Annotated in this window: 17 protein-coding genes and 3 pseudogenes; 9 read left to right on the forward strand and 11 right to left on the reverse strand. The window is 71.0% G+C overall.

All coding sequences use genetic code 11. From position 1 onward, the window contains the following. Positions 1-31: 31 nt before the first annotated feature. From QNH85_RS13475 to QNH85_RS13485, 3 genes are read right to left on the reverse strand one after another with little or no spacing between them, the layout of a single operon-like run. Positions 32-1489: a ThiF family adenylyltransferase gene (locus QNH85_RS13475; protein ID WP_282947195.1), complete on the reverse strand. Its 1458-nt coding sequence runs from the start codon at positions 1487-1489 to the stop codon at positions 32-34. A 19-nt stretch (positions 1490-1508) separates the two neighbouring features. Continuing rightward, positions 1509-1889 (reverse strand): hypothetical protein, encoded by a 381-nt coding sequence (locus QNH85_RS13480; protein WP_282947197.1) that lies wholly within the window; start codon positions 1887-1889, stop codon positions 1509-1511. Beyond that, entirely contained in the window at positions 1886-2299 is a 414-nt protein-coding gene (locus QNH85_RS13485; RefSeq protein WP_282947199.1) for a hypothetical protein, read from the reverse strand. The genes QNH85_RS13480 and QNH85_RS13485 overlap by 4 nt, the downstream gene beginning before the upstream one ends. 105 nt (positions 2300-2404) lie before the next feature. Between QNH85_RS13485 and QNH85_RS13490 the strand changes: the two genes are divergently transcribed. From QNH85_RS13490 to QNH85_RS13500, 3 genes are all read left to right on the forward strand, one after another. Continuing rightward, positions 2405-2773, forward strand: a complete 369-nt coding sequence (locus QNH85_RS13490; protein WP_282947200.1) for a transcriptional regulator — start codon at positions 2405-2407, stop codon at positions 2771-2773. A 10-nt stretch (positions 2774-2783) separates the two neighbouring features. After that, positions 2784-3344: an ImmA/IrrE family metallo-endopeptidase gene (locus tag QNH85_RS13495; RefSeq protein WP_282947202.1), complete on the forward strand. Its 561-nt coding sequence runs from the start codon at positions 2784-2786 to the stop codon at positions 3342-3344. A 454-nt stretch (positions 3345-3798) separates the two neighbouring features. Beyond that, positions 3799-4359 carry a hypothetical protein gene (locus QNH85_RS13500; RefSeq protein ID WP_282947204.1) on the forward strand — a complete coding sequence of 187 codons (561 nt, stop codon included), beginning with the start codon at positions 3799-3801 and terminating at the stop codon, positions 4357-4359. Here the strand turns inward: QNH85_RS13500 and QNH85_RS13505 are convergent. Continuing rightward, complete coding sequence (locus tag QNH85_RS13505) at positions 4290-5261, reverse strand: IS481 family transposase (protein ID WP_282947206.1); 972 nt, start codon at positions 5259-5261, stop codon at positions 4290-4292. The two genes, QNH85_RS13500 and QNH85_RS13505, sit on opposite strands and share 70 nt — an antisense overlap. 304 nt (positions 5262-5565) lie before the next feature. Continuing rightward, positions 5566-7341: an acyclic terpene utilization AtuA family protein gene (locus QNH85_RS13510; protein WP_282947207.1), complete on the reverse strand. Its 1776-nt coding sequence runs from the start codon at positions 7339-7341 to the stop codon at positions 5566-5568. Positions 7342-7448: 107 nt separating this feature from the next. On the opposite strand from QNH85_RS13510, the gene QNH85_RS13515 reads away from it, so the two are divergent. Beyond that, positions 7449-8033 carry a TetR/AcrR family transcriptional regulator gene (locus QNH85_RS13515; protein WP_282947209.1) on the forward strand — a complete coding sequence of 195 codons (585 nt, stop codon included), beginning with the start codon at positions 7449-7451 and terminating at the stop codon, positions 8031-8033. A 105-nt stretch (positions 8034-8138) separates the two neighbouring features. Here QNH85_RS13515 and QNH85_RS19955 read toward each other — a convergent pair. Then, a pseudogene (locus QNH85_RS19955) lies at positions 8139-9682 on the reverse strand (CoA transferase). Between the two features lie 180 nt (positions 9683-9862). Continuing rightward, positions 9863-10078, reverse strand: a pseudogene (locus QNH85_RS13525) (IS3 family transposase); the annotation flags it as partial. 173 nt (positions 10079-10251) lie between these two features. Between QNH85_RS13525 and QNH85_RS13530 the strand changes: the two are divergent. After that, the gene (locus tag QNH85_RS13530; RefSeq protein WP_282947211.1) at positions 10252-11883 is read left to right on the forward strand and encodes a HEPN domain-containing protein; all 1632 of its coding nucleotides are present in this window, start codon (positions 10252-10254) and stop codon (positions 11881-11883) included. Positions 11884-11983: 100 nt separating this feature from the next. Here the strand turns inward: QNH85_RS13530 and QNH85_RS13535 are convergent, their stop codons facing one another. Together QNH85_RS13535 and QNH85_RS13540 are read right to left on the reverse strand one after the other, a co-directional pair. Then, on the reverse strand, positions 11984-12481 hold the full coding sequence (locus tag QNH85_RS13535; protein WP_282947213.1) for an urease accessory protein UreD: 498 nt from the start codon (positions 12479-12481) through the stop codon (positions 11984-11986). Between the two features lie 76 nt (positions 12482-12557). After that, the gene (locus QNH85_RS13540; protein ID WP_282947215.1) at positions 12558-13190 is read right to left on the reverse strand and encodes a hypothetical protein; all 633 of its coding nucleotides are present in this window, start codon (positions 13188-13190) and stop codon (positions 12558-12560) included. A gap of 282 nt (positions 13191-13472) precedes the next feature. Between QNH85_RS13540 and QNH85_RS13545 the strand changes: the two genes are divergently transcribed. Genes QNH85_RS13545 through QNH85_RS13560 form a run of 4 tightly spaced genes read left to right on the forward strand, consistent with a single transcriptional unit; the run spans position 13473 to position 20214 of the window. After that, positions 13473-16229 carry an MMPL family transporter gene (locus QNH85_RS13545; RefSeq protein WP_282947217.1) on the forward strand — a complete coding sequence of 919 codons (2757 nt, stop codon included), beginning with the start codon at positions 13473-13475 and terminating at the stop codon, positions 16227-16229. Continuing rightward, on the forward strand, positions 16226-18091 hold the full coding sequence (locus QNH85_RS13550) for a YhgE/Pip domain-containing protein (protein ID WP_282947220.1): 1866 nt from the start codon (positions 16226-16228) through the stop codon (positions 18089-18091). The genes QNH85_RS13545 and QNH85_RS13550 overlap by 4 nt, the downstream gene beginning before the upstream one ends. 21 nt (positions 18092-18112) lie before the next feature. Then, complete coding sequence (locus QNH85_RS13555) at positions 18113-18793, forward strand: response regulator transcription factor (RefSeq protein WP_282947222.1); 681 nt, start codon at positions 18113-18115, stop codon at positions 18791-18793. 44 nt (positions 18794-18837) lie between these two features. Further along, positions 18838-20214, forward strand: coding sequence for a sensor histidine kinase (locus QNH85_RS13560; RefSeq protein WP_282947224.1), 1377 nt, complete (start codon positions 18838-18840; stop codon positions 20212-20214). 186 nt (positions 20215-20400) lie between these two features. Here QNH85_RS13560 and QNH85_RS20055 read toward each other — a convergent pair. After that, a pseudogene (locus tag QNH85_RS20055) lies at positions 20401-20919 on the reverse strand (IS3 family transposase); the annotation flags it as partial. Beyond that, entirely contained in the window at positions 20808-21185 is a 378-nt protein-coding gene (locus QNH85_RS13565; RefSeq protein WP_282947226.1) for a hypothetical protein, read from the reverse strand. The gene QNH85_RS13565 and the pseudogene QNH85_RS20055, both read right to left, overlap by 112 nt. Between the last annotated feature and the right edge of the window lie 54 nt (positions 21186-21239).

Here is a 21239-nt window from a genome sequence, read left to right on the forward strand (position 1 = left end):
CGCATCGCACGTCTGCGGGCGAAAAAGCCGGTCAGAGCCGTTCGATCGCGCGCCGCAACCTCAACTCGACTGCGTCGAGCACACGCAACCTCAGCGGGACCCGCCGATCTCTGCGGCCCGCGACCACCCGCCGCCAGTCGTCCTGTTGACGACTGAGATCGGTGCGAGCATCCCCGTTCACCTGCTCGGCCTCGTACGGGCAGAACTCACCGGAGTGTGCCGGCGAGTGCTCAAGGCGGTGCGGGGCGAGCATGTAGCGCAGCGGGGCGGGCACACCGTAGCCACCGGGATGAGCAGTCAGGCTGACGAACTGGGCGAGCAGCGCGGCGCTCACGCTCGCCGAGAGTGCCGCGACGTTCTGCCGAGGTGCAGGCTGCCGCCCGGAGCCGGCGATGTAGGTCGGGTCGTCCAGCAGGCCCTGCATGTCGAGGCTGATCTCGCCGGGGATGAGCTGCCCGAGGCACACCATGCACGGCCTGTCCGGCACCAAGGTGTGGGAGCGCCAGATCCCGCCACGCAGACGCCCGTCGGGAAACGTCTCGAGGGCGATGCCGCCGTCGATGACAGGGATCAGGTCGGCGTAGGCGAGGGAGTTCAGCACCGCGCGCGGCCAGGGCCGGTCGACGCAGGAGAACACCAAGTCGTAGTCCAGCGCGTGCCGCAAGCCCTCCGGATCGGTCAGGCTGACCTCGTGGGAAGTGGGCGCGAACTGCTCGGCGGTCGCCGCGGACATCATCAGTCGGCGGGCCACGTCGACCTTGGCGCGGCCGAGCGCTGCATCCAGCCGCGTGGCGCCGACCATCCGGTCCAGGTTCACCTCTTCGACCGCGTCGAAGTCCATGACCCCCACGTCGACGAGACCGGTGGCCGCGAGCCTCTGCGCGACGTCCAGTCCGACGCTCCCGACCCCGACGACCAGGACACGTAGCCGTGCGATGGACGCCTGCTTGACCCCGCCCCACGACGAGGTGGTCCGGACCTGGGAGGCGGTCGGGCGGGGCACGGGGCGCAGCTCGTCGTTCCAGCTGACGTCCAGCCGGTCAGAGACGGTCCGCACGGACTCGGCCCACTGCGGCCGGTCGCTGTCGAGCCAGAACCGCGCCGACCACGTCGTGTCGTCTCCGGCGAGGGTCATGCCGAGCAACGGCTGCTGGGTGAACGCGGTCGCGACCCGCAGGTAGTCGGACTCGGTCTGGCGGTCCGGGCGGCTCAGCCCCTGCCACCCCCGCCCCTGCGGGTGGGAGTGCAGGAGCACGAGACCTTCGCCGCGGGCCCGGGCCTCAGCGGCAGTGCGCAGGACGTAGGTGCTCGTGAACGACGCGGTGCCGTGAACCTGCCGTTCCCCGTCGCGCGGCAGGATCACGGAGCGGATCAGCGCCGTCGTCCGCTCCGCCCCCGTGGACGGCCGGTAGGTGGCTAGCAGCACGTCTTCCTGGCCGTCCTCGCGGAGCAGGTGGTCGCGCATCTGCTGCGACACCTTGCCGGTCATCGCCACCGAGTACCGCATGTCAGGCCGCCGCCGCGATCGCGTACGAGATCAAGCCGCGTACGTGGCGGAGCCAGGCCAGCGCAGGCGGGATGGAGGTGTCGAGGAACCCGAACTCGCGCGAGTGACGAAGCCACCCCGGCGGGCAGTCGGTCGCGTCGGAGTTGGTCTCGGGGAACGTCACCGAATCCGGCAGGTGGATCCAGTGCGGCGGCGAGAGCGGCCAGCCGTGGACCTCGCCTACGCTGACGCCCGTCGTGACCTCGTGCCCGTTGAGAGCGCCGCTGACCGCCTTGACCCGGTAGAGCAGGAGCGCGCCGTCGATGCTCACGTGCACTCCCTGGGTGGCCATGTCCTCGATGAACCGACTGACGCCCGGGCTCACCTGCGCCGGCTCGCTCATGCGACCGGCCCCACCCGCTTGGCGGTGACGAACTCGTCGCCGTCGGCGATGACGACGACCGTGTCACCGGAGTAGGTGCCGGCCTCGCCGACAGCGCGCGCGAGGTCGAACTCGTCCGGGTTCAGTCCCGCGAGCCGCAGGAGCGCAGCAGCGGTCTGGTCGTCGTCGAACGACTGGAAGGGCTCGCCGTCGATCTTGAACCGCACCTTGTGCCGGGTAGCGAACTGCTGGCCGTCCTTGAGGTTCACGATCTGGTTGTCGCGGATGCGCTCCTCGATGCCCTTCTTCACTCCGAAGAGGTCGAAGAGCTTGGGGTCGCGACCAGCGAGCCGAATCAGCGCGGCCGCCTCCTGGTCATCGTCGGTGATGGGGTACCGCTGGTCGTCGATGGTGATGGTGATGCGGGTCATGGCGACCACCTCCGTTCTGGTTGCACAACACTGTTGCATCATCCCAACGCGTTGCGCAACTGGAACGGTGAGTCGGCATGCGGTACGGTCGACTTGTGAGCACCCATGAGTGAGTCAGTCGTCGACGTCCCCGCACTCGCCGCTGCGATGGAAGTTCGCGTCAAAGCCGAGGAGATCTCCTGGCGCACCGCAGCCAGCCAGATCGGGGTCAGCCCATCGCTGCTGAGCAGGCTGCGCAACGGTCAGCGCCCCGACCTCGAGGCGTTCGCCGCGATCACGTTGTGGCTCGGGCGCCCCGCAGACGAGTTCTTCATCAACGCAGACGACAGCTCGGCACAGAGCCAGCCACCGCTCAGCACCTCGGTGAACGCCCTGCTGCGCGCACGACGCGACCTGGACGACACCGACCGGGCGTTCCTCCAAGAGATCTTCTCCGCCGGCCTGCGGGCCGTGCAGCAACGCGCGGAACGCTAGGAGCCGGCGGGTGACGACCAAGGCAGAGCTCGGACGACTGGCAGCAGCGGTCCGAGCCGAGACAGGCTGCGGCCCGGATGACCCGTTCGACCCGTGGGCGTGGTCCGAGGAGAACGGCATCCCGTTCCTCTCGCTCAACGACCTGTCCGTGGACCCCGCTGCAAAGCGTCACTTCACCGTCACCCGGCCCGGTGTCTGGTCCGCCGCCCTGGCACGTACCGGGATGCAATTCGTCGTCATCTACAACTCCGCGCACTCACCGGAGCGAACCCGGTCGAACCTCGCGCACGAGGTGGCGCACTTCGCGGCCGAGCACGAGCTCTCCGCCGCGTGGATGGACGAGAAGGGCAGCTGCGGATCCTCGTCCAAGAGCGACGAGAAGGACGCGGCCGAGCTCGCTGCGGCCTTGCTCATCCCGCCTGAGGCCGCACGCAGCCACGCATTCACCGGAGGAAGCCCGAGCACCCTGGCCGCGCGGTACCGGGTCAGCGAACGCATGGCGCTCTGGCGCATGGAAGTCTCCGGAGGCCGGAAGATCGCGCAGCGGCACCGCGCGAAGCAGCCACGCTGAGGGCACGCCTTCGTCTTGGGGTAGGCACCCAGCGACCAGATCGTGTCAGCGCGAACTGGTTCGATCTGCGCTCGTGAGTACCTCCCCGCCTCGGACCCGCTCGTGACGCCTTCTCACGTGTCTGTGGCCGGCGAGCTGGCATTCGTCTGCGGGACGATCGCATCGCTCAGCGCCGGGTGCGCGCTCTATGGGTGGTGGCTCACCTCGATCGCCCTGACCTGGTTCCGCACTCGGCACCCGAGGACGAGGATTCGCAGACGGGAACGCAAGAGCTGGCCCATCTCGGTGATCGCCGCAGTGCGGGGCGCGTCGAACGATATCGATCGTGCACGCCTAGCCGGAGGTCTGGCTCGCAACGAACTGGCGCGCGTTTCGCCAACGAGTCGGGGTGTCGGTCCTGTCAGCGATCTGCGTTGGCGGAGCTGCTGCGGCACTCCTGTCTCGTGTCCTGGACGTGCGTGAGCCCGACCACGTGGTGTTCCTCATCCTCGGGTCGGGCATGGCGGTCCTGGTCGGCCAGGTCGGGTCACTGCTCCTGGTTCTCCTGGCCCAGAGGTCGCGCGCTCGCCGCGACCCGCTCGACGCGGCTGCAGCCGCAGTCGGGCGGGCGCTGTCGCAGCAGGACCAGCCCGACGACGGTTCGCGCTTCTGGCAGCGCAAGGGCCGCCTCGACACGGCTGATGCCGTCGTCGACGCGCTGTCCCGGGCGAGCATCCCGCACGCCGACCTTGCCGTCCTGCGCTGCGTCGTCGGGGACGACAACTCCGAATGGAACAGAGTCCGTCACGTCGCGCTGCTGAGGGTCGGGCGCGCCTACGAGGGCGAGTTCCTCGCCTCTTCGACCGTCAACCATTCTTCGGAGAGGACGTTGCCGTGGTGGGAGCGACGCTCGGCGGCAATCTCCGGCGCCTTGGGGTTGGGCACCGCGCTAGGTGTACTGAGCCATCACGTTGGTGACAGTCGGCTGATCGGTGGGAGTCCGCCGAGGGCGGTGTGGCTTCGTCGAGTGTTGTAGTACTCGAGCCAGGGGGCAAGGGCTGCGGTGCGCTCGAAGTTGTCGGCGAAGACCTGCCGGTAGGCCCACTCGGTTGCCAGCGTCCGGTTGAGTCGTTCGACCTTCCCGTTCTGCCAAGGGCAGTGCGGGCGGATGAACACCTGTCGGGCGCCCAGGACGGTGGCCGCTTCGCGCAGTGACCAGCGGTAGGCCGAGGCGTTGTCGGTCATGATTCGCTCGATGCGGGCGATGCCGTGATCAGCGAAGTAGGCCGCGCCGCGCAGCAAGAAGCCAGCGCAGGTCGGGCCCTTTTCGTCGAGCAGGACCTCGCAGTAGGCCAGTCGTGAGTGGTCGTCGACCAGGGCGTGGACGTAGTCGTAGCCGATCGGGGTCTTCTCGACGCGCGACTGGTGGTTCGCGCTCGTCCAGCCGGTCGCGCGCCACCCGCCGCCGGGCGGGATGCGGCCGATCTTCTTGACGTCCATGTGAACCAGCTCGCCAGGACGTTCGCGCTCATAGCGCACCGCGGTGACCCGTAAGGCACGGATCGGTTGACCGGTCAGCGGATCGCAGTCGGCGAGCCGCGGGACCTGGTGGCGGGCCAGGACGCGCGAGACGGTCCGGGCAGGGGCGCCGGTTTGCTCGGCGAGCCAGTCCGGCCCGCGCCGCTCGGCCAGGCGCAGCCGGACCACGGCCTGCTCGACGTTCGCACTGGTGCGGGTCGGGCAGCGGTGCGGCCGTGAGGAACGATCGATCAGCCCAGCCGGCCCCTCCGTGCGGAACCGGTTGACCCAGTGGTGCGCGCACTGGCGCGAGACGCCCAGCTCCTTGGCGACGTGCGCGACCGGGCGGCGCTCTTCAATCACCCGCCGCACCAGCAGAGCCCGGCCATGGACAGTCAGACGCGCATTACCGTGAGACACGAGAACCTCCGGCGGGATGTGGGCCTTCGACAAGCCACACCCCAGCCGGAGGTTCTCCTCACGTCAACCATCCCGCACTGTCACGAACGTCCAGGCCGAGTACACCTAGCCCCGGGTGTTCCCGGCGCTGGACGCGGCGGTGACCGGACAGCGCGCTCAGTGCGCTCGTCCGCGCAGCGCGCGCCGGGTGGCGCGCCTCGCCTTCCAGTCGTTGCCCAGAATCTGACTCACCGCGTCGTATACGTGCGGCTACGTCACGGGCGCGCAGCCCCCGACGAGATGGACAGCGCCGGTCGCAGTGCCGTCAGATGGCCGTCGCGAGTGCGGCGACGTCGGCCGGGACCCGCACCAGGCGAGCGCGCAGGAACTCCGACAGCGCCTTGCCGAGGGTGTCGACGTCGAGATTGCTCGCGCCGCTGGTGCCGAGGTGGCCTCGCAGGACGAACGCGAGGCCGTTCAGGTTCGCCAGCTCGTACCGCTCGATCGTGACGTCAGCGGGCTCGTGGAGCAGTTCCCGCAGCCGGTTGGTGGTCAGGAAGCGGATGAGCCAGTTGGCGGCGGTCGGGTCGGCTGCCCAGACTCCGAGGTCGCAGTTGGCTCCCTTGTCGCTGGACCGTGCATAGACCAGCGCGCCCAGCGGGAGAGTCACCTCGTCCTCGGTTCGGGCGGATGCGATGCCCGTCGCTCCGGGGTGCTGCTTCTGACCGTGGTACTCGGCGCCAGGGACGACGGGGGCTTCGACGGCGGCACCATCGGGGAGGTGCACCACCTGCGAGACGGTGGACTGGAGCATCAGACCGGGCAGGTACTCGGTGCGGGCGGTGATGTTCAGCGACCCGTCGGCGTACCAGCCCGGGTAGCTGCTCAGGCCGAGTCCCATGAACCCGGCATGCAACGCCTGCAGCGTGTCCTTGTCGGCGGCCGCAGCGCTGATGAACACCGCCATCGTGGCCTGCCACTGGGAGGCGGGGTCGACGACGGGCCGGCCCAGCGGGCGCAGGCGGAGCTCGGAGACCTGCAAGGAGTCGGCGATCCCACGCAGCTGCTCCTCGAGCAGTGCCACCTTCTGCTCGTGGTCCAGACCGGTGACGAAGCCGTAGAAGGTGCTCTTGTACCCGTGCTCGGCGAAGATGCCGATCTTGGTGGTCAGCGGTGCCGGGCTGCCAACGATTCCTGAGACACGGACCCGGTCGGGACCCTCCTGGGTGACCGACACGGTGTCCATGTGCACGATCACGTCGGGGTTGAGGTACCGCACCCCCTGGATCTCGTAGAGCAGCTGGGCGGTCACCGTGTTCACCGTAACCGCCCCGCCTGCACCCGGGTGCTTGGTGATGACGCTGCTCCCGTCGTGCGCCACCTCGGCGACCGGGAAGCCGAGCACGACACGGTCGGGGACCTGCAGGAATCCGGAGAAGTTTCCTCCCGAGGGCTGCGGACCGCACTCGATGACGTGCCCGGCTACGACGGCGCCGGCTACCCGGTCCCAGTCGTCGAGGTTCCAGTCGTGCCACCAGGCCGCCGGCCCGGTGACGAGGGAGGCGTCTGCCACGCGGCCCGTGATGACGATGTCGGCGCCGGCGCGCAGGGCGGTGGTGATGCCCCAGCCGCCGATGTAGGCGTTGGCGGCGACGACGCGCCGGTCGGACACGTCCAGCAACCCGCCGGTGTCAAGGTGACGAAGCTCGCCGCGGTGCTGCATGTCCGGCAGCGTGGCAAGCACATCGTCCCCGTCGATGTACGCCACCGTCAGGCTGAGGCCGTGGTCGGCGATCAGACCGCGCAGAGCCTCGGCCAGCCCGCAGGGGTTGAACGCGCCCGCGTTGACGACGACCTTGATGCCCTTGTCGGCGATGAAGCCGAGCTCAGGCTCGATCTGCGCAAGGAACGGTGAGGCGTAGAACGCCCGCTGGCCTTCAAGGTCGCCGCGCAGAGCGGAGGTGACCCCCGCCATGGTCGCCTCGGCGAGGTAGTCGCCCATGACGACGTCGACCTCACCGCCGTGCAGCATCTCGCTCAGCGCCGTGAACCGGTCGCCGAGGAAGCCTGAGAAGTTACCGATGCGCACCGGGCGAGCCACGGTCGTCCTCCATCCTGGTCGGAGACGTACTCCGATGCTGTCGCGGACGGCTGTCCGCGAACACCACTGTACGCTTTCACGGTCAGGTGTCAACGAAGGGTGAGGTCATGGCCAGGCGGTCGACCAGCACGGACCCGCGTGCGCAGCGCGCGCGCCAGGCGATCAGGCGTGCCGCGATGGACCTCGCCGCGCGCGAGCCGGTCGACTCCATGACGCTGGCCCGGCTGCTGGAGGAGGCGGGCGTCAGTCGCCAGGGGTTCTACGAGCACTTCCGGGACCGGGACGAGGCGCTGCTCGCCGCGATCACGATGGACTTCCAGGCCGGCGTGGAGGAGCCCTGTCGGTCGGCGCGCGATGTCCAGGAGATGCTCGACATCCTGACCGCCTACGTCGACGTGCACCGGCCGATGTACCTCAACCTGCGTTCCAGCGCGGTCTTCGAGGACGTGGTCGAGATGTGGCGTGAGCTGTTCCTGCCGCACTGCCGGGACATCGCGGCACGCGCCATCGAGGTGCGCGGGGAGTACCTGGACGACTCTGACCGGGAGGCACTTACGCGCTTCGTGCTCGGGGGGCTGGTGGAGCTGATCCGGACATGGCTGCGCGAGGGCGACCGTTCCGTCAGCCCGGCAACGGAGGCGGGCGTCATCGCGCGCCAGCTCGAGCGGTTCCTAGGGCTGCCCGCGGCATGACGTCGGAGGTTCGCCCTGCTCGGCAGCGCTCGAGGACGCCGTCCAGCGACAACGGCGGGGCCCCGGCTATCCAGGGTCCCGCCGTTTGCATCGAGCCGACGACGGTCAGCTCGTGCCGAGGATGGCCGAGATGAGGGCCTGGACGTCGAGCGCCTCGGGCCTGGGCAGCCACGTGCCCTGGTCGGCACCCCGGGCCGAGAGCACGTTCGTGTAGTGGTGCGGCGTCCGGCTCAAAGTGACCTGCTCCGTCACGCCCTGGTAGAGACCCAACGGTGTCAGAGACGTGAACAGCTGTGGGTCGACGAGCTCGTGCTGGCCGCCCGTGCCCACCGTCGACCGCACGTACTCCGGGTCGAAGAACCCGAGCGAGTTCAACCAGATCGCCGCCCGGTCGAGCGAGACGTGCACCCTGTAGCTGCCACCCTCGCTCGCCCTGCGCCGCAGAGCCACCATCGCGCCGGTCGCCGCGAGCCACGCGACCAGGTAGTCGTTCACGATGGAGGTCGGCGGCAGCTTGGGGTTCGCAAGTGTTCCCTCCGCCGCCAAGCTCCCGGTGACGGCACCGGCGGGCTGGTCGAATCCGACCCGCCCGCCCCGGCCCCCTGCCCGTGCGTCGAGACGGTCACGTGCACCAGTCCCGGGCGAACCGCGGCAGCGGCCTCGAGATCGAGGCCCAGAGCTTCGAGCAGACCCGGGCGGCGGTTGGCGAAGAACACGTCCGCCTCGCGCAGCAGCCCGTACACCTGCTCGCGCCCGGCCGGCGTGCGCACGTTGATTCGTGTCGAGCGGGCGCCCACGTTCGCGGTGCTGATCAGGGTGTCCTGCTCCCAGTCCATCGCCCGCCAGACCTGCAAGACGTCGGCCCCCAGCGAGGCGAGCGAGCGGCCGATGCCCGCACCGGCGATCACGTGGCCCATGCCCAACGCCCGCACGCCGGACAGGGGAGCGGTGGCGAACGACGTGAACGGCTCGGGGTCGCTGTCCGCGATCCTCTCGATCTCGATCAGCGGGCGCGAGGCCAGGTAGTCGAAGACGGGCTCGGCGACGAACTCCTCGACCGAACGCACCTTTGCCATGACGAAGCCACCTGCCTCAGCCATGGCCTCCAGCTCGTCGGCTGTATGAGAGGCGATCGCGCGCCCGAGCGCGATCGGGTTGTCGGCGCAGTCCAGCGCGGCGAGCATGCGCGACTTGATGCCCGAGTACACGTTGGCCGGCACCACGTGCCGCCCGTCGGACGTCAGCCACGGGCGGATCAGGTAGCCGATCGACTTGTCGGCCACGTCCGCAGGAAGACCGTTGATGGTCTCCCAACGGAACTCGGTGGAGGGAGCGAGTCGGCGGATCGCCTGACCGAGGTCAACGGAGATGTCCTGGCCGCGCCCGGTCCGGTCCCGCCAGATCGCCGCGGCAACGACGGACTGCTGGACCAGCGCGATCGCGGAGGCGGCGCCCAGCCGGATGTTGCTCGGCATCAGCGGGTCGAGCTTGTCCCATGTGATGGCACCACCCGAGTCCTCCGGGACGAGCCCCAGCGGAGCCAGGACCGCCCGCAGCTCGCCGTCGAGGTCGAACTCGTCGCTCGTCGCTCGATGTGTGACGCCATCGAGCAGAGCGCGTCGCATCGACTCCGGGTCGGTGGTCTCCATGGGCTTCTCCGTCTCCGGCAACCTGCGGTCACCAAATCGCTGACATGTGCCTACGAAGCCACGCTAGACCGAGTCGCGTACAGTCGTCAACGACTCAGGGTCCCTGCGTCGGTCGCACTCGCCTGCGGTGGGGGGGCGAAGAGGCACCGGGTCTGCTGCACGAGTAGGTGACAGCGGAACTCAGGCGGCAAGTGCGACCTGAGTGGTCATGATCGTCTCGTACTCGATGGGTGTCAGGCGGCCGAGCCGGGCTTGGCGTCGGCGGCGGTGGTAGGTCCGTTCGATCCAGGTGATGATCGCCAGGCGTAGCTCGTGGCGGGTGGCCCAGCGGCGTCGGTCCAGGACGTTCTTTCTTCGTGCAGCAGACCCAGGTGTAGTTGCGGCCCTCGTTCCGCACCTGGTGTGTGCCAGGTGCGGAGGTCCCGGTGAGCGGTCCGCGAGCGCAGCGATCCAGTCGGCGAATGTGCGATGCGGAGCACCCGCGGGGCCTGACCGAGGCGAGCATCGGGTCTAGACCAGGTGTCCGAAGAGCGGGTCAGGCTCCTTCGTCTTTCTGGCACTATGTGCCGATGGCGGATCACGTCGATCGGGCTGGTGCGGACCGGGTCATGGAGCTTTTAGGCCCTGGACTACTTCACTTCCTGTGCGCTTCTCATGCGGTCGATGGTGCGGGTTTGAGCACAGAAGCAGGTGCGACAGCTGTTGCGTTGAGCGCGGCACTCGATGCGCTACCGCCCGAACTGGGCGAACGGGATGCGCGCGAGCAGGTGTTCATCTTCAACCTCGCGTCCGTCCGCGACGGCGGTGACACCGTCGCGATGCTTCTGCACAAGGAGGCCGGCGGTGTCGTCGAGATCCCCCGGACCTCGAACCGGATCGAGCGAGCGGTGGTCGAGCTGGCCGTCCAGAGCTACCCGTTCCTGCTGCTGCCCCCGGAGGAGTGGGCGCTGACCTTCCCGGGCCGTGTGCATCACGTCGTTTCGGTCCTGCTGCACAACCATCCGGCGAACCGCGAGATGCAAGATGCGGTCCAGGCGGACACACAGCTGGCTGAGCTCTTTGGTGAGCCCTCCGAGCACACCGGATCATCGACCGGGATGATCTTCCGCAGCACCGGGCGGGGTAGCAGCGTGCAGCTCTGGGGTCTCCCGTCTCTGGTCATCGCAAGCGCACGGCGATCCAGAACGGCCGTGGACGAGGCTCCGACCGTGAGCGAGTTCGCGGCGCACGCCTTGCGTCGCTGGCATGTGATCCGCAAGGCGCTGCTGGGTAGCGGACCCCGTTTGACGGACGCGCGAGTTGCGCTCACCGGGGTACGGCTGCCAGACCGACGTGACCTCGACTTCGGAGACGTCCTGGTTCGGCCGCCCTCGCGGGGCGATCAGCAGTACGTGCCTCACGGACTCGCCGGTGAACTCGCGTCCACCGACGCCGATGGCAAGGTCACCACTATCGACTATGCAGGGGATGTCGTTGCGCAGTTCAGCGTGCCGTACGCCGCAAAGATGGTTCCCACGTCCGACTCTGGCGACAGCGACACAATGATGGACTTTCCACCCGGACTCGTGGATGTGGACTCGGTTGAAAGAATCATTCGACGACTTCGCATCAGTTTGCTGCTGGCGTCGTCCGACACGAGCCGAGCCCCTCTTCTCCCGACGTGGAGGGCGATCGACGATCCGCTCGAAGAAGTCACGGGAGTTTCGTGGTCGGATCCTCGATCGAACTTCTCCCTGAGGCCCACAAGCCTGACAACGGACGAGGTGAGCGAGTGGCAGCAGTGGTACGGCTGGGTCGGCGCTCCTGGCGCGGATCGGTTGGCGGTCGCGATGACGCGAGTTCTGCGAGCGAGCGCCGAGAGAACTGACTTGGTCGACGTCCTGATCGACGCCGTCATCGCGTGGGAGAACGTCTTCGGCAGCAGTGAAGGTGAGCCGACGCTGAGGGTCACCGCCAGCATCGCCCGATTGCTCGAGTCGGAACCGGCGCGCCGGTCCGATCTACAGCGCAGGCTCGCCAAGATCTACGGTTTGCGGAGCAGGGCGGTGCACGGAAACCCGGTGAAGGCAAGCGAGTACGAGCTCTGTTCGGAGGCACTTGAGATCGCCATCCGGGTTCTGCGCGCCGTCTTGGACAGTCGCCGCGACCTGCTGCACAAATCCAGCGGAACCGAGCGCAGCCTCCAGTTATTGGTTGAGTGACGCCCGCTGACGCGCGTCTCACTCACGACGTGCGTCGCGGGCGTGTGAGCACATGACGCGGTCGTCCGGCCAGCCGAGCCAGGTGCGCGGCGCGATGACGTCAGACGCCCGCGCGCCGCGCTGCGTCGGCCTCGCTCCGCCACGCCGCCCACCGCTCGTCGAGCGTCGGGTCGTGCGTGTGCGCCCGCAGGTCGCGCGCGACCGCGCCGGGACCGGCAAGTTCCAGCACGGTGGCACCGCCCGCCACCTCCGCGTCCAGCGGCCCTCCAGGTAGCAGCCCCAGGACGGTGACCGTGTCGAGCACCCGCGCCCCGCCCCGCGTCGCCAGGTCGGACCGCGGGTCGCCGAGCACGACGTCGTCCACGAGCACCGGCACCCCCGCCTGCGTGACCCGGGTCGTCGACCGAACGAAGCCGCCGACCTCACCCGTCCGCCCGAGCACGAGCGCCTCGCGCCACGCCGCGACCGCACCCGCGCCGAGCGTCACGTCCGTCCGCCGCTCCACGTGCGCCCCGGTGGCGACGACGAACGGCGGCGCGTCCCAGGCCAGCGAACCGCCCGCGCCGACCCGCGCGTCGATCGACCAGGACGACGCCACCCCCGGAGGCGTCGTACGCGACGGTGCCGGTCACCTCCTCGATCTTCAACCACGCCTCGGGGCGACTCCGGGCGGATCAGTCCTCCGGTGCTGCGAGCGGGACGTCCAGCACCAGAACCGAGATCCGCAGCCCGTCTTCCGTGACCGTCGCAGCGTCGAGGGTCACCGGCTTCGACGTGAGCTGCGCGGCAAGATCCTCGGCGGACGACAGCATGGAACCGATGTCGATCCGGTGCTCGGAGAGCAGGTCGCCGGCGAAGTTCGCGAGCGGCCCGTCCGCCGCGGCACTCAGCTCGCGCCCGGCTATCGCGACGGTGGTCGGGGTGAGCACCAGGTCGCCGCCGTCCGCGCGCACGGCCAGCCGGACCTCGGCCGGTATCTCGACCCCCGCACGGTTCAGCCGGGATGCGGCAACCAGCTGACCGTCGGATCCCGACAGCTCGACGCCAGCCCGGCGGCTCCCGACGTCGAACGAGGTGTCCAGCCGATCGGACAGCATGTCGAACGGGACGGTCGCGGAGACGCGCGCCTCGGGGACCTGCCCCCGTGCGAGCCCCACCGCGAACGGCCACCCCCCGAGCTCGATCTCGAGGTCCCGGACGCCGGCGTCCTGCGCCCCGTCCCACGCAGCCTCCGACGCGCGGTCCTCGGCGACGGCGCGCAGTGCGGCGTCGCCCAGGACGAACGCGACGATCAGCGCGGTCGCCACACCGGTGATCCACCACCGACGTCGACGACCGGAACGAACCGGTGCGGACATGTCACTCCCGAAGTCGCAGGGAGCCAAGCCGTCCGACCTGGTCGTCCGCTGCACGCCGGGGTGTGCGCGCGCTGACGGATCGCTGACGACCTCCGGAGCCTCGTGCGGTGGCGTCGGTGGCGTCGCTGGTCGCGGACGGGTCGTCAGCCAGCCGTCAGGTCGCCGGGGGCCGTCGCGTCAGCAGCAGCTCGTTGACTTCCCGGGTCGCGTCGTCCACCCCTCAGGAACATCATGTCGCTCGCACTGCACCGTCTCGGCCTGTTCATCTCACGTCACCGTCTGCTCGTCATCGTCGTGTGGATCGTGCTGCTCGCCGGCGTCCTCGTCGGAGTGCGGGCGGTGGGCGCCGCCTACGAGGACGACTACACGATCCCCGGCACGGAGTCCCAGGAAGGGCAGGATGTCCTCGCGAACCGGTTCGGCGGGGCGGCCTCGGGTGCGAGCGGGCAGGTCCTGTACCGGGTCCCCGAGGGCGACGACATCGCCGATCCCGGGACGAGGGACGCCGTGGCGGAGAGCCTGGACGCCATCGCGGCCGTTCCTGGGGTCGCATCGGTGACCGCTCCCGACCAGCTCGACATCAACGACGACGCCGACGCGGCTCTCGCGACGATCCAGTTCGAGGACGAGCAGCCCGACGACGAGGTCAAGGACGAGGTCGCACGAGTCGCGGAGGTGGACCACGGCTCCGTGACCTCCACGGTCGGCGGCAGCGGCTTCGGGTCGGGCCTCGCCGAGGGCGGGCACGCGGCCGAGGCGTTCGGTCTCGGCATCGCCCTCGTGGTGCTCGTGCTGACCTTCGGGTCGTTCCTCGCCGCGGGCATGCCGATCGTGACGGCGCTCGTCGGAGTGGCCCTGACGACCGGCCTGCTGGGGCTCGTGTCGCACCTGACCCCCGTCGCAGGGATGACCCCCAGCTTCGCCTCCATGCTCGGTCTGGCGGTCGGCATCGACTACGCCCTGTTCATCGTGTCCCGCCACCGCAGCCAGCTCGCGCACGGTGCGACCCCTGCCGAGTCGATGGCACGGGCGCTCGGCACGTCCGGGAGCGCCGTCGTGTTCGCCGGGCTCACCGTGGTCGTGTCGCTCGCGGGCCTCGCGGTCGTCAGGATCCCGCTGCTGACGGTCATGGGTCTGGCCGGCGCGACGTCCGTCGGGATCTCGGTGCTGGTTGCGCTGACGCTGGTCCCCGCGGTGGCGCTGCTCGCGGGCGATCGGCTCCGTCCCCGCCCCCGACGCCGGCGCAGGAGCCGGGAGGCCGGCGCCGGCACGGCCACCGCGCGCCGGTCGTTCTCCGCGTCCTGGGTGCGCGTGGTCACCAGGCGCCCGGTCCTGACGGTCGTCTCGGTCGTCGCGGTGCTCGCGGTCATGTCGATCCCGGCGTTCCGGATGATCCTCGCCCTGCCCGGCGCCAGCACGGACGAGCCCGGCACGCAGTCCCGGGAGCACTTCGACGCCGTCGCCGAGTCCTTCGGGCCGGGCTGGAACGCGCCGTTGCTCATCACGGCGGACATCATCGCCAGCGACGACCCGCTGGGCGCGGTCGAGGACCTGCAGGCCGAGATCGAGGCGGTTCCGGGTGTCGTCGCCGTGACGACGGCGACGCCCAACGAGAGCGGCGACACCGCCCTGCTGCGGGTGATCCCGGAGGGCGGGCAGTCCGACCCCGTCACCGCCGACCTCGTGCACGACCTGCGCGACGAGGCAGCGGCGATCGAGGACCGGACGGGCGCGAGCGACCTGCGCGTCACCGGCACCACGGCAGTCAACATCGACATCTCCGAGCAGCTCGCGGCGGCCCTGGTCCCGTTCGGGCTGACCGTGGTCGGCCTGTCGTTCGTCCTGCTGCTCCTGGTGTTCCGGTCGATCGCGGTCCCGGTCAAGGCCACCGTCGGGTACGTGCTGTCGGTCGGCGCGTCCTTCGGGGCGATCGTCGCGGTCTTCCAGTGGGGCTGGGCGCCCGCCCTGATGTTCGGGCAGAGCCCCGGACCGGTCGTGAGCTTCCTGCCGATCATCGTGATGGGCGTGCTGTTCGGCCTCGCGATGGACTACGAGATGTTCCTGGTCAGCCGGATACGCGAGGAGTACGCGCACAACGGCCGGGACCCGCAGAAGGCGATCTCCTCGGGCTTCGCGCACTCGGCGCCCGTGGTCGCGGCCGCGGCGCTCATCATGGTCAGCGTGTTCGGCGCCTTCGTGCCGAACGGCGCGGCCATGCTGAAGCCGGTCGCGTTCGGACTGGCTGTAGGTGTGCTCATCGACGCCTTCTTCGTCCGGATGACCCTGGTCCCCGCGGTGCTCCGACTGCTCGACACCCGGGCGTGGTGGCTGCCGCGCCGGCTCGACCGCGCGCTGCCGACGGTCGACGTCGAGGGCGAGGCGGTCGAGCGGCACGTGCAGGCGGCGGCCGTCGCCGGCCGGAGCGGGCCACCGGTGCTGCGCGCCCGGCAGCTCGTCGCGCACCCCGGCGCCGAACCCATCGACCTGGACGTGGACTCCGGCGACCTCGCCATCGTGACGGTCGGCGGGCCGCGCGCGGCGCTCGCGCTCGCGTCGGCGCTGACGGGGCGATCGGTCCCGGTCGCGGGCGACGTGGTGGTGAACGGCTTGATCGTCCCCGAGCAGAGCGAGCAGGTCCGGTGCTGGGCGGCCGTGCCGACCGCGGCCGACGTGCCGGACGGGACGACCGCCGAGGCGTACGCCCGCCGGATGCTCGCCATGACCACCCGCTCACGGTCCGAGAGGCGCAGGCGGATGACCCCGGTCCTGGCTGTCGCAGGCCCGCTCGGCGACCCCACGGACTCGATGTCCGCTGCGGAGCGCACCACGTTGTCGGCGGCCGTCGCGTTCGCCGGCGGCGCGCGGCTCCTCCTCCTGGTGGACCCGCCTGACCGCCTCGCGCCGACGCTGGTGCGGCACGGAGCCACCGTCGTGCTGCTCCGCTTCGCGCTCGTCTCGACCACTGCCGACCTGGAGACCGTCCGATGAGCCGCCCCACCCGTAGCCGAGAGCGTGTCGTGCGGCTCTCCGCCCTCGTGCTGCTGCCGCTGCTCGGCACCGGTGTCCTGATCTGGAGCTATTCGGGCCGTGCCGACGCCGTGGACCAGATCCCGGTCGCGATCGTCAACGACGACGAGATCGTCCGGGGCGACACGCCGATGGCCGCCGGCCGTGCGCTGTCCGCCGAGCTGATCCACTCCGACGACGCCTCGCTCGGGTGGGAGCTGACGACTCCGGACGCCGCCGCCGACGGGCTCGAGGAGGGGACCTACGACGCGGTCCTGACGATCCCACCGGACTTCTCCGCCGACGTGCTGTCCACGTCGGGAGACGACCCGCAGCAGGCGCGGCTGTTCCTCGAGACCGACCCCGCCTCGGCGGCGGCCGCCGCCCTGGCCACGGAGCAGATCGCGCAGGCAGCCGCCGGCGCGCTGGGCGACCACGTCACCGAGACCTACCTCACCCAGGTGTACGCCGGGCTCGGCGACGTGGCGGCGTCGATGTCCGACGCGGCGGACGGCGCGCTGGAGCTCGCCACCGGCCTCGACGCCACCGCGGCCGGCGCCGACCAGGTCGCGGACGGCGCGGTCGCTCTCGACGACGGTGCCGGCCAGCTCGACCACGGCACCACGGCGCTCGCGGACGGCGCTGCGCAGCTGGCCGGCGGCGCCGACCGGCTGGCCTCCTCGACCGGTGAGCTCGCCTCGGGTGCGGTCGGGCTCAGCGACGGATCCGCCTCCGTCGCGGCCGGGGCGGCGGACGTCGCGTCCGGGGTCGACGGACTCAGCACCTCGCTCGGCAGCCTCGCAGCCGCGTGCCCGCAAGCCACCACGTCCGCGCGGTTCTGCGCCCAGCTGTCCGCCGCCGCACACGGTGCAGCGACGCTCGCCGGCGGATCGCGCGGCGTCGCCGACGGGGCGAGCGCCACCGCGAGCGGTGCCCTCCAGCTCGCCGACGGCGCCGGGCTGGTCGACTCCGGCGCCGAGCAGCTCGTCTCCGGCACCGCGGACCTGGCCGACGGCGCCGGGCAGCTCGCTGCGGGGTCCGGGCAGCTCGCGACCAGCGCGGACCAGCTGGTAGCGGGTTCCCGTCAGGTGGCCGACGCCACCGCGCAGGCCGGAGCAGGCGCCCACACGCTGGCTGACGGGCTGGCCGTGGGTGCGGGGCAGGTCCCGGCCGCGGATCCTGAGCAGGCCGACGCCCTCGCGGGTGTCGTGGCGCAGCCGGTGGCGTTGACGACGGATGCCGTCAGCTCCGCCGACGGGTGGCTTCCGGCGCTCTGCACAGCGGTCGTCCTGTGGCTCGGTGCGCTCGTGGGCATGGTCACCGGACCCGTGGTGCGCCGGTCGGACCTCGCCGCGCCCGTGCGCACCGCCCGGTTGGTGGGGTCCGCCCTGCGACCCCGGCTCGTGGCGGCGACGGTGGCGGCGGTGATGTCGCTCGCGGCGCTGGCGATCAGCGGGATCGGGCTGGACTCCACCTGGGGGTTCGCCGGCTTGACCGTTCTCGCGGCGGGGACCTTCGCGCTGCTGGGCACGGGCCTGGCCGCGGTGATGCCCCGCGCCGGAGCAGGCGTGTTCGTCGCCCTGTCGGTGCTGCAGCTCGCGGCCGCGGGCGGGCTCGTCCCGATCGAGACCGCGCCGGCCCCGCTCGCGGCGATCGCGCGCGTGCTGCCGCTCGGTGCCTACGCCGAAGGCGCCGCCGAACTCGCGAGCGGCGGGGGTGCTGCCGTGCCCGTCGTCGTGGTCCTGGCGGCGTGGGGTGCCCTGGGCGCTGCGCTCACCTACGCGGGCGTGCGACGAGGGCGGACCTCGCCGACGGTGCCCCACGCGCTGACCCGGACGGCGTGACGTACGTGCGAGGCTGACGCCATGGCCCACCGCGTGCTGATCGTGGACGACGACCCGGACATCCGGGAGATGCTGGCGTCCACCCTGGACTTCGCCGGGTTCGAGGTGGACCTGGCCCCGGGCGCCACGGCCGCGCTCACCGTCCTGCGGCAGCAGCCCCCCGACGTCCTGGTGCTGGATGTCACGATGCCGGGGATCGACGGGTTCGAGTTGCTGCAGTTGGTCCGGCGCAAGGAGCCGGACCTGCCGGTGCTGTTCCTGTCGGCACGGGACGCGGTCGACGACCGGGTCCGGGGTCTGAGGCTCGGGGGCGACGACTACGTCACGAAGCCGTTCAGCTCCGTCGAGGTCGTCGCGCGTCTGGAGGCGCTGCTGCGTCGGGGGCCGGGTCGCGACAGCGGGGACGTCCTGCGGTGCGCAGACTTGGAGCTCGACCCCGAACGGCACGAGGTCCGGCGGGCGGGCGAGCCGGTGGACCTGTCGCCCACGGAGTTCCGGCTGCTCGAGCTCCTGCTTGAGAACCGCGGGCGCGTGCTGTCGAAGGGGCAGATCCTCGCCGCCGTGTGGCAGTACGACTTCGGCGGGGACGGCAACGTCGTGGAGCGGTTCGTGTCCAACCTGCGGCGCAAGGTCGACGACGGCCACGACCCCCTGATCCGCACCGTGCGCGGGTTCGGGTACACGGTGCGGGAGCCCTCGTGAGACCGAGATCCATCCGGGCGAGGCTGACGGTGACGCTCGCGGTCGTGACCTCGCTCGCCATCGTGCTGTCCGCGGTCATCTGCTACCTGCTGGCCTCGCACGCGCTGGACGAGCGCGACCGCACGTCGCTGGAGGTGGCGGCCGCGCGGGTCACGAGCAGCCTCGGGGGCGCCGGTGGCGCGGTGATGACGGCGGAGACGCTCGACGGCGCCGCTGGTGCGCAGGTCGGCGTCGTCCTCCTGGACGCGGACGACCACGTGCTCGCGCACAAGCCGCCGGTCGGTCCGGACCTGACGGCGGCGGTGGCGGTGCGTTCGCCCGATGCCGAGACGATCGCCGACGACGACGTCGCCCTGTCGGTCGACACCTCCGGCCTGGGGCTCGCGTACGAGGACGCCTCGGGGTCGACGACGGTGGACCGGATCGTCCTGGTGTCCGACGGCGGCCAGCGTCGCGCCACGCTGGCCACGATCGTCGGTGCGCTCGCCGTCGCCGCGGCCATCACCATCGCTCTGCTGATCGGGGTGGCGGTCGCGATCGTCGCCCGCGGCCTGCGGCCGCTGACCACGATGGCCGAGCGCGCGACGCAGATCGCGCGCGGGGACCGCACAGTCCGGCTGCCGGTCGACGATGACGGTGACCCCGCGGTGGCGAACGTCGCGCGCATGGTGAACAGCGCCTTCGACGCCCAGCAGGACGCCGAGCAGCGGACGCGCGCCTTCGTCGCCGACGCCTCGCACGAGCTCCGCTCGCCGTTGACCGCCGCGACCGGGTGGGTCGAGCTGTACCTGCGCGGAGGTCTGACCGACCCCGACCGGAAGGACTCCGCGCTGGAGCGGGTCGAGACGCAGCTCATCCGGATGCGCCTGCTGGTCGACGAGCTCGCCACGCTCGCGAGGACCGACAGCGGTCGACCGCTCGAGGCCGAGCGGGTGGACCTCGCCGAGCTGGCCCGCGACATCGTGACGGACGCACGGATCGCCTTCCCGGACCGCGAGGTGCGCCTCGACGCCGACCGCAGCGCGCCGGTCCTGGGCGACGGCGCCCGGCTCGCCCAGGTGCTGCGCAACCTCATCGGCAACGGCGTGCAGCACACGCCGGACGGCGCGGTGGTCACCGTCCGCGTCCTGCCCGGCGAGGACCGCCACCGGCTCGTCGTGGCCGACACCGGCCCCGGGATCCCCGCGGAGCACCTCCCGCACGTCTTCGAGCGGTTCTGGCGCGCCGACCCCGGGCGGGCGAGGGCAGCCGGGTCGGGGGGGTCCGGGCTCGGGACGGCGATCGCCCAGTCCCTGGTGGAGGCGCACGGAGGGCGGATCACGGTCGCCAGCTCCGCGGAGAGAGGCACCGCATTCACGGTCGACCTCCCCGCGCTGACCGACCGTGACCGCGTGATCGACCAGGCGTCCCGGACGCCGTAACCCGAGATGAGGAGCAGCGCCGGGGACCACGCCGCCGCCCCCGAGCCGTTCAGCCGTGCGAGGGGGGTGCCCGGTCGGGCGCGGGCCGGTCATCTCGCCACGAGCGCGAGGCCGATGACGAGCGCCCCCACGCTGGGCACCGCGGCGAGGGCGGGGTGGACGCCGGCTCCCGGGAGCGGGGTGGCGCCGCCAGATTGCCATCTGCAGCGCGTCCACGACCAGCTCGGAGCGCATGTGGTCGGCGATCGACCAGCCCACGATCTTCCTCGTGAACACGTCGAGCACCGCGGCGCAGTAGACCTTTCCGGTGCTCGTGGGGTGCTCAGTGATGTCGGTGCACCACAACCGGTCCGGGCTGTCGGCGGTGAACCGCCGCTGGACGAGGTCCTCGTGCGGGGCGGGCAGCGGGCGTTGTCCCCGGCGGTTGCGCCGGTGACAGACCCCGACCAACCCCGCGGCACGCATCAGCCTCGCGACCCGCTTGCGGCCGCAGGTGATCCCGAGCCCGAGGCGCAGCTCGGCATGGACCCTCGGGGCGCCGTAGGTCGCGCGGGAGCCGTGGTGGATCGCCGTGATCGCCGTGATCGTCGCGGTCAGCGCCTGGTCGGCGCGTCGCGGTCTTGCCGTCGCAGCACCGCGCTGTAGCCAGTGGAGTCTTGCCGGAACGCCTCTTCGATGTGCGCGACGATCTGCAACCCAGGCCAGCGCCGACCATCGGAGATGTGCCGTAGCGACCCCCCGGAGAGGCCGGTGCGCTTCTGGATCTGTTCGAACCCGTAGTTGAGCGTCCCGCCGTGCTCAAGTGCCCGGCGGCGCAAGAACGACGCGAACTCTGCGGCGTACAGAACGGCTCTCGGCGTCCCAGGGGTGGGGTCGCCGTCGGGCCATGTTGCCTGGGTGAAGTAGGTGATTGGCGCCGCGAGGCTGGGGGCGTCGAAGGCGCCGCTCTCGTCAGAGGCCGGCGGTGTCATGGTGACGAGGGTAGGCCGAAGCACGGGTGAAGTCTCGTCGCTGGCCCGCGAAAC

Origin of the sequence: Cellulomonas endometrii (assembly GCF_949769265.1) — a bacterium.
Lineage (GTDB): Bacteria > Actinomycetota > Actinomycetes > Actinomycetales > Cellulomonadaceae > Cellulomonas > Cellulomonas endometrii.

What these genes read in the sequence shown, in the direction of transcription:
- QNH85_RS13565 (WP_282947226.1), bottom strand. Translation starts at nt 21,185, where the DNA reads ATGACACCGCCGGCCTCTGACGAGAGCGGCGCCTTCGACGCCCCCAGC.
- QNH85_RS13480 (WP_282947197.1), bottom strand. Translation starts at nt 1,889, where the DNA reads ATGAGCGAGCCGGCGCAGGTGAGCCCGGGCGTCAGTCGGTTCATCGAG.
- QNH85_RS13475 (WP_282947195.1), bottom strand. Translation starts at nt 1,489, where the DNA reads ATGACCGGCAAGGTGTCGCAGCAGATGCGCGACCACCTGCTCCGCGAG.
- QNH85_RS13490 (WP_282947200.1), top strand. Translation starts at nt 2,405, where the DNA reads ATGAGTGAGTCAGTCGTCGACGTCCCCGCACTCGCCGCTGCGATGGAA.
- QNH85_RS13485 (WP_282947199.1), bottom strand. Translation starts at nt 2,299, where the DNA reads ATGACCCGCATCACCATCACCATCGACGACCAGCGGTACCCCATCACC.
- QNH85_RS13555 (WP_282947222.1), top strand. Translation starts at nt 18,113, where the DNA reads ATGGCCCACCGCGTGCTGATCGTGGACGACGACCCGGACATCCGGGAG.
- QNH85_RS13515 (WP_282947209.1), top strand. Translation starts at nt 7,449, where the DNA reads ATGGCCAGGCGGTCGACCAGCACGGACCCGCGTGCGCAGCGCGCGCGC.
- QNH85_RS13550 (WP_282947220.1), top strand. Translation starts at nt 16,226, where the DNA reads ATGAGCCGCCCCACCCGTAGCCGAGAGCGTGTCGTGCGGCTCTCCGCC.
- QNH85_RS13530 (WP_282947211.1), top strand. Translation starts at nt 10,252, where the DNA reads ATGGCGGATCACGTCGATCGGGCTGGTGCGGACCGGGTCATGGAGCTT.
- QNH85_RS13545 (WP_282947217.1), top strand. Translation starts at nt 13,473, where the DNA reads ATGTCGCTCGCACTGCACCGTCTCGGCCTGTTCATCTCACGTCACCGT.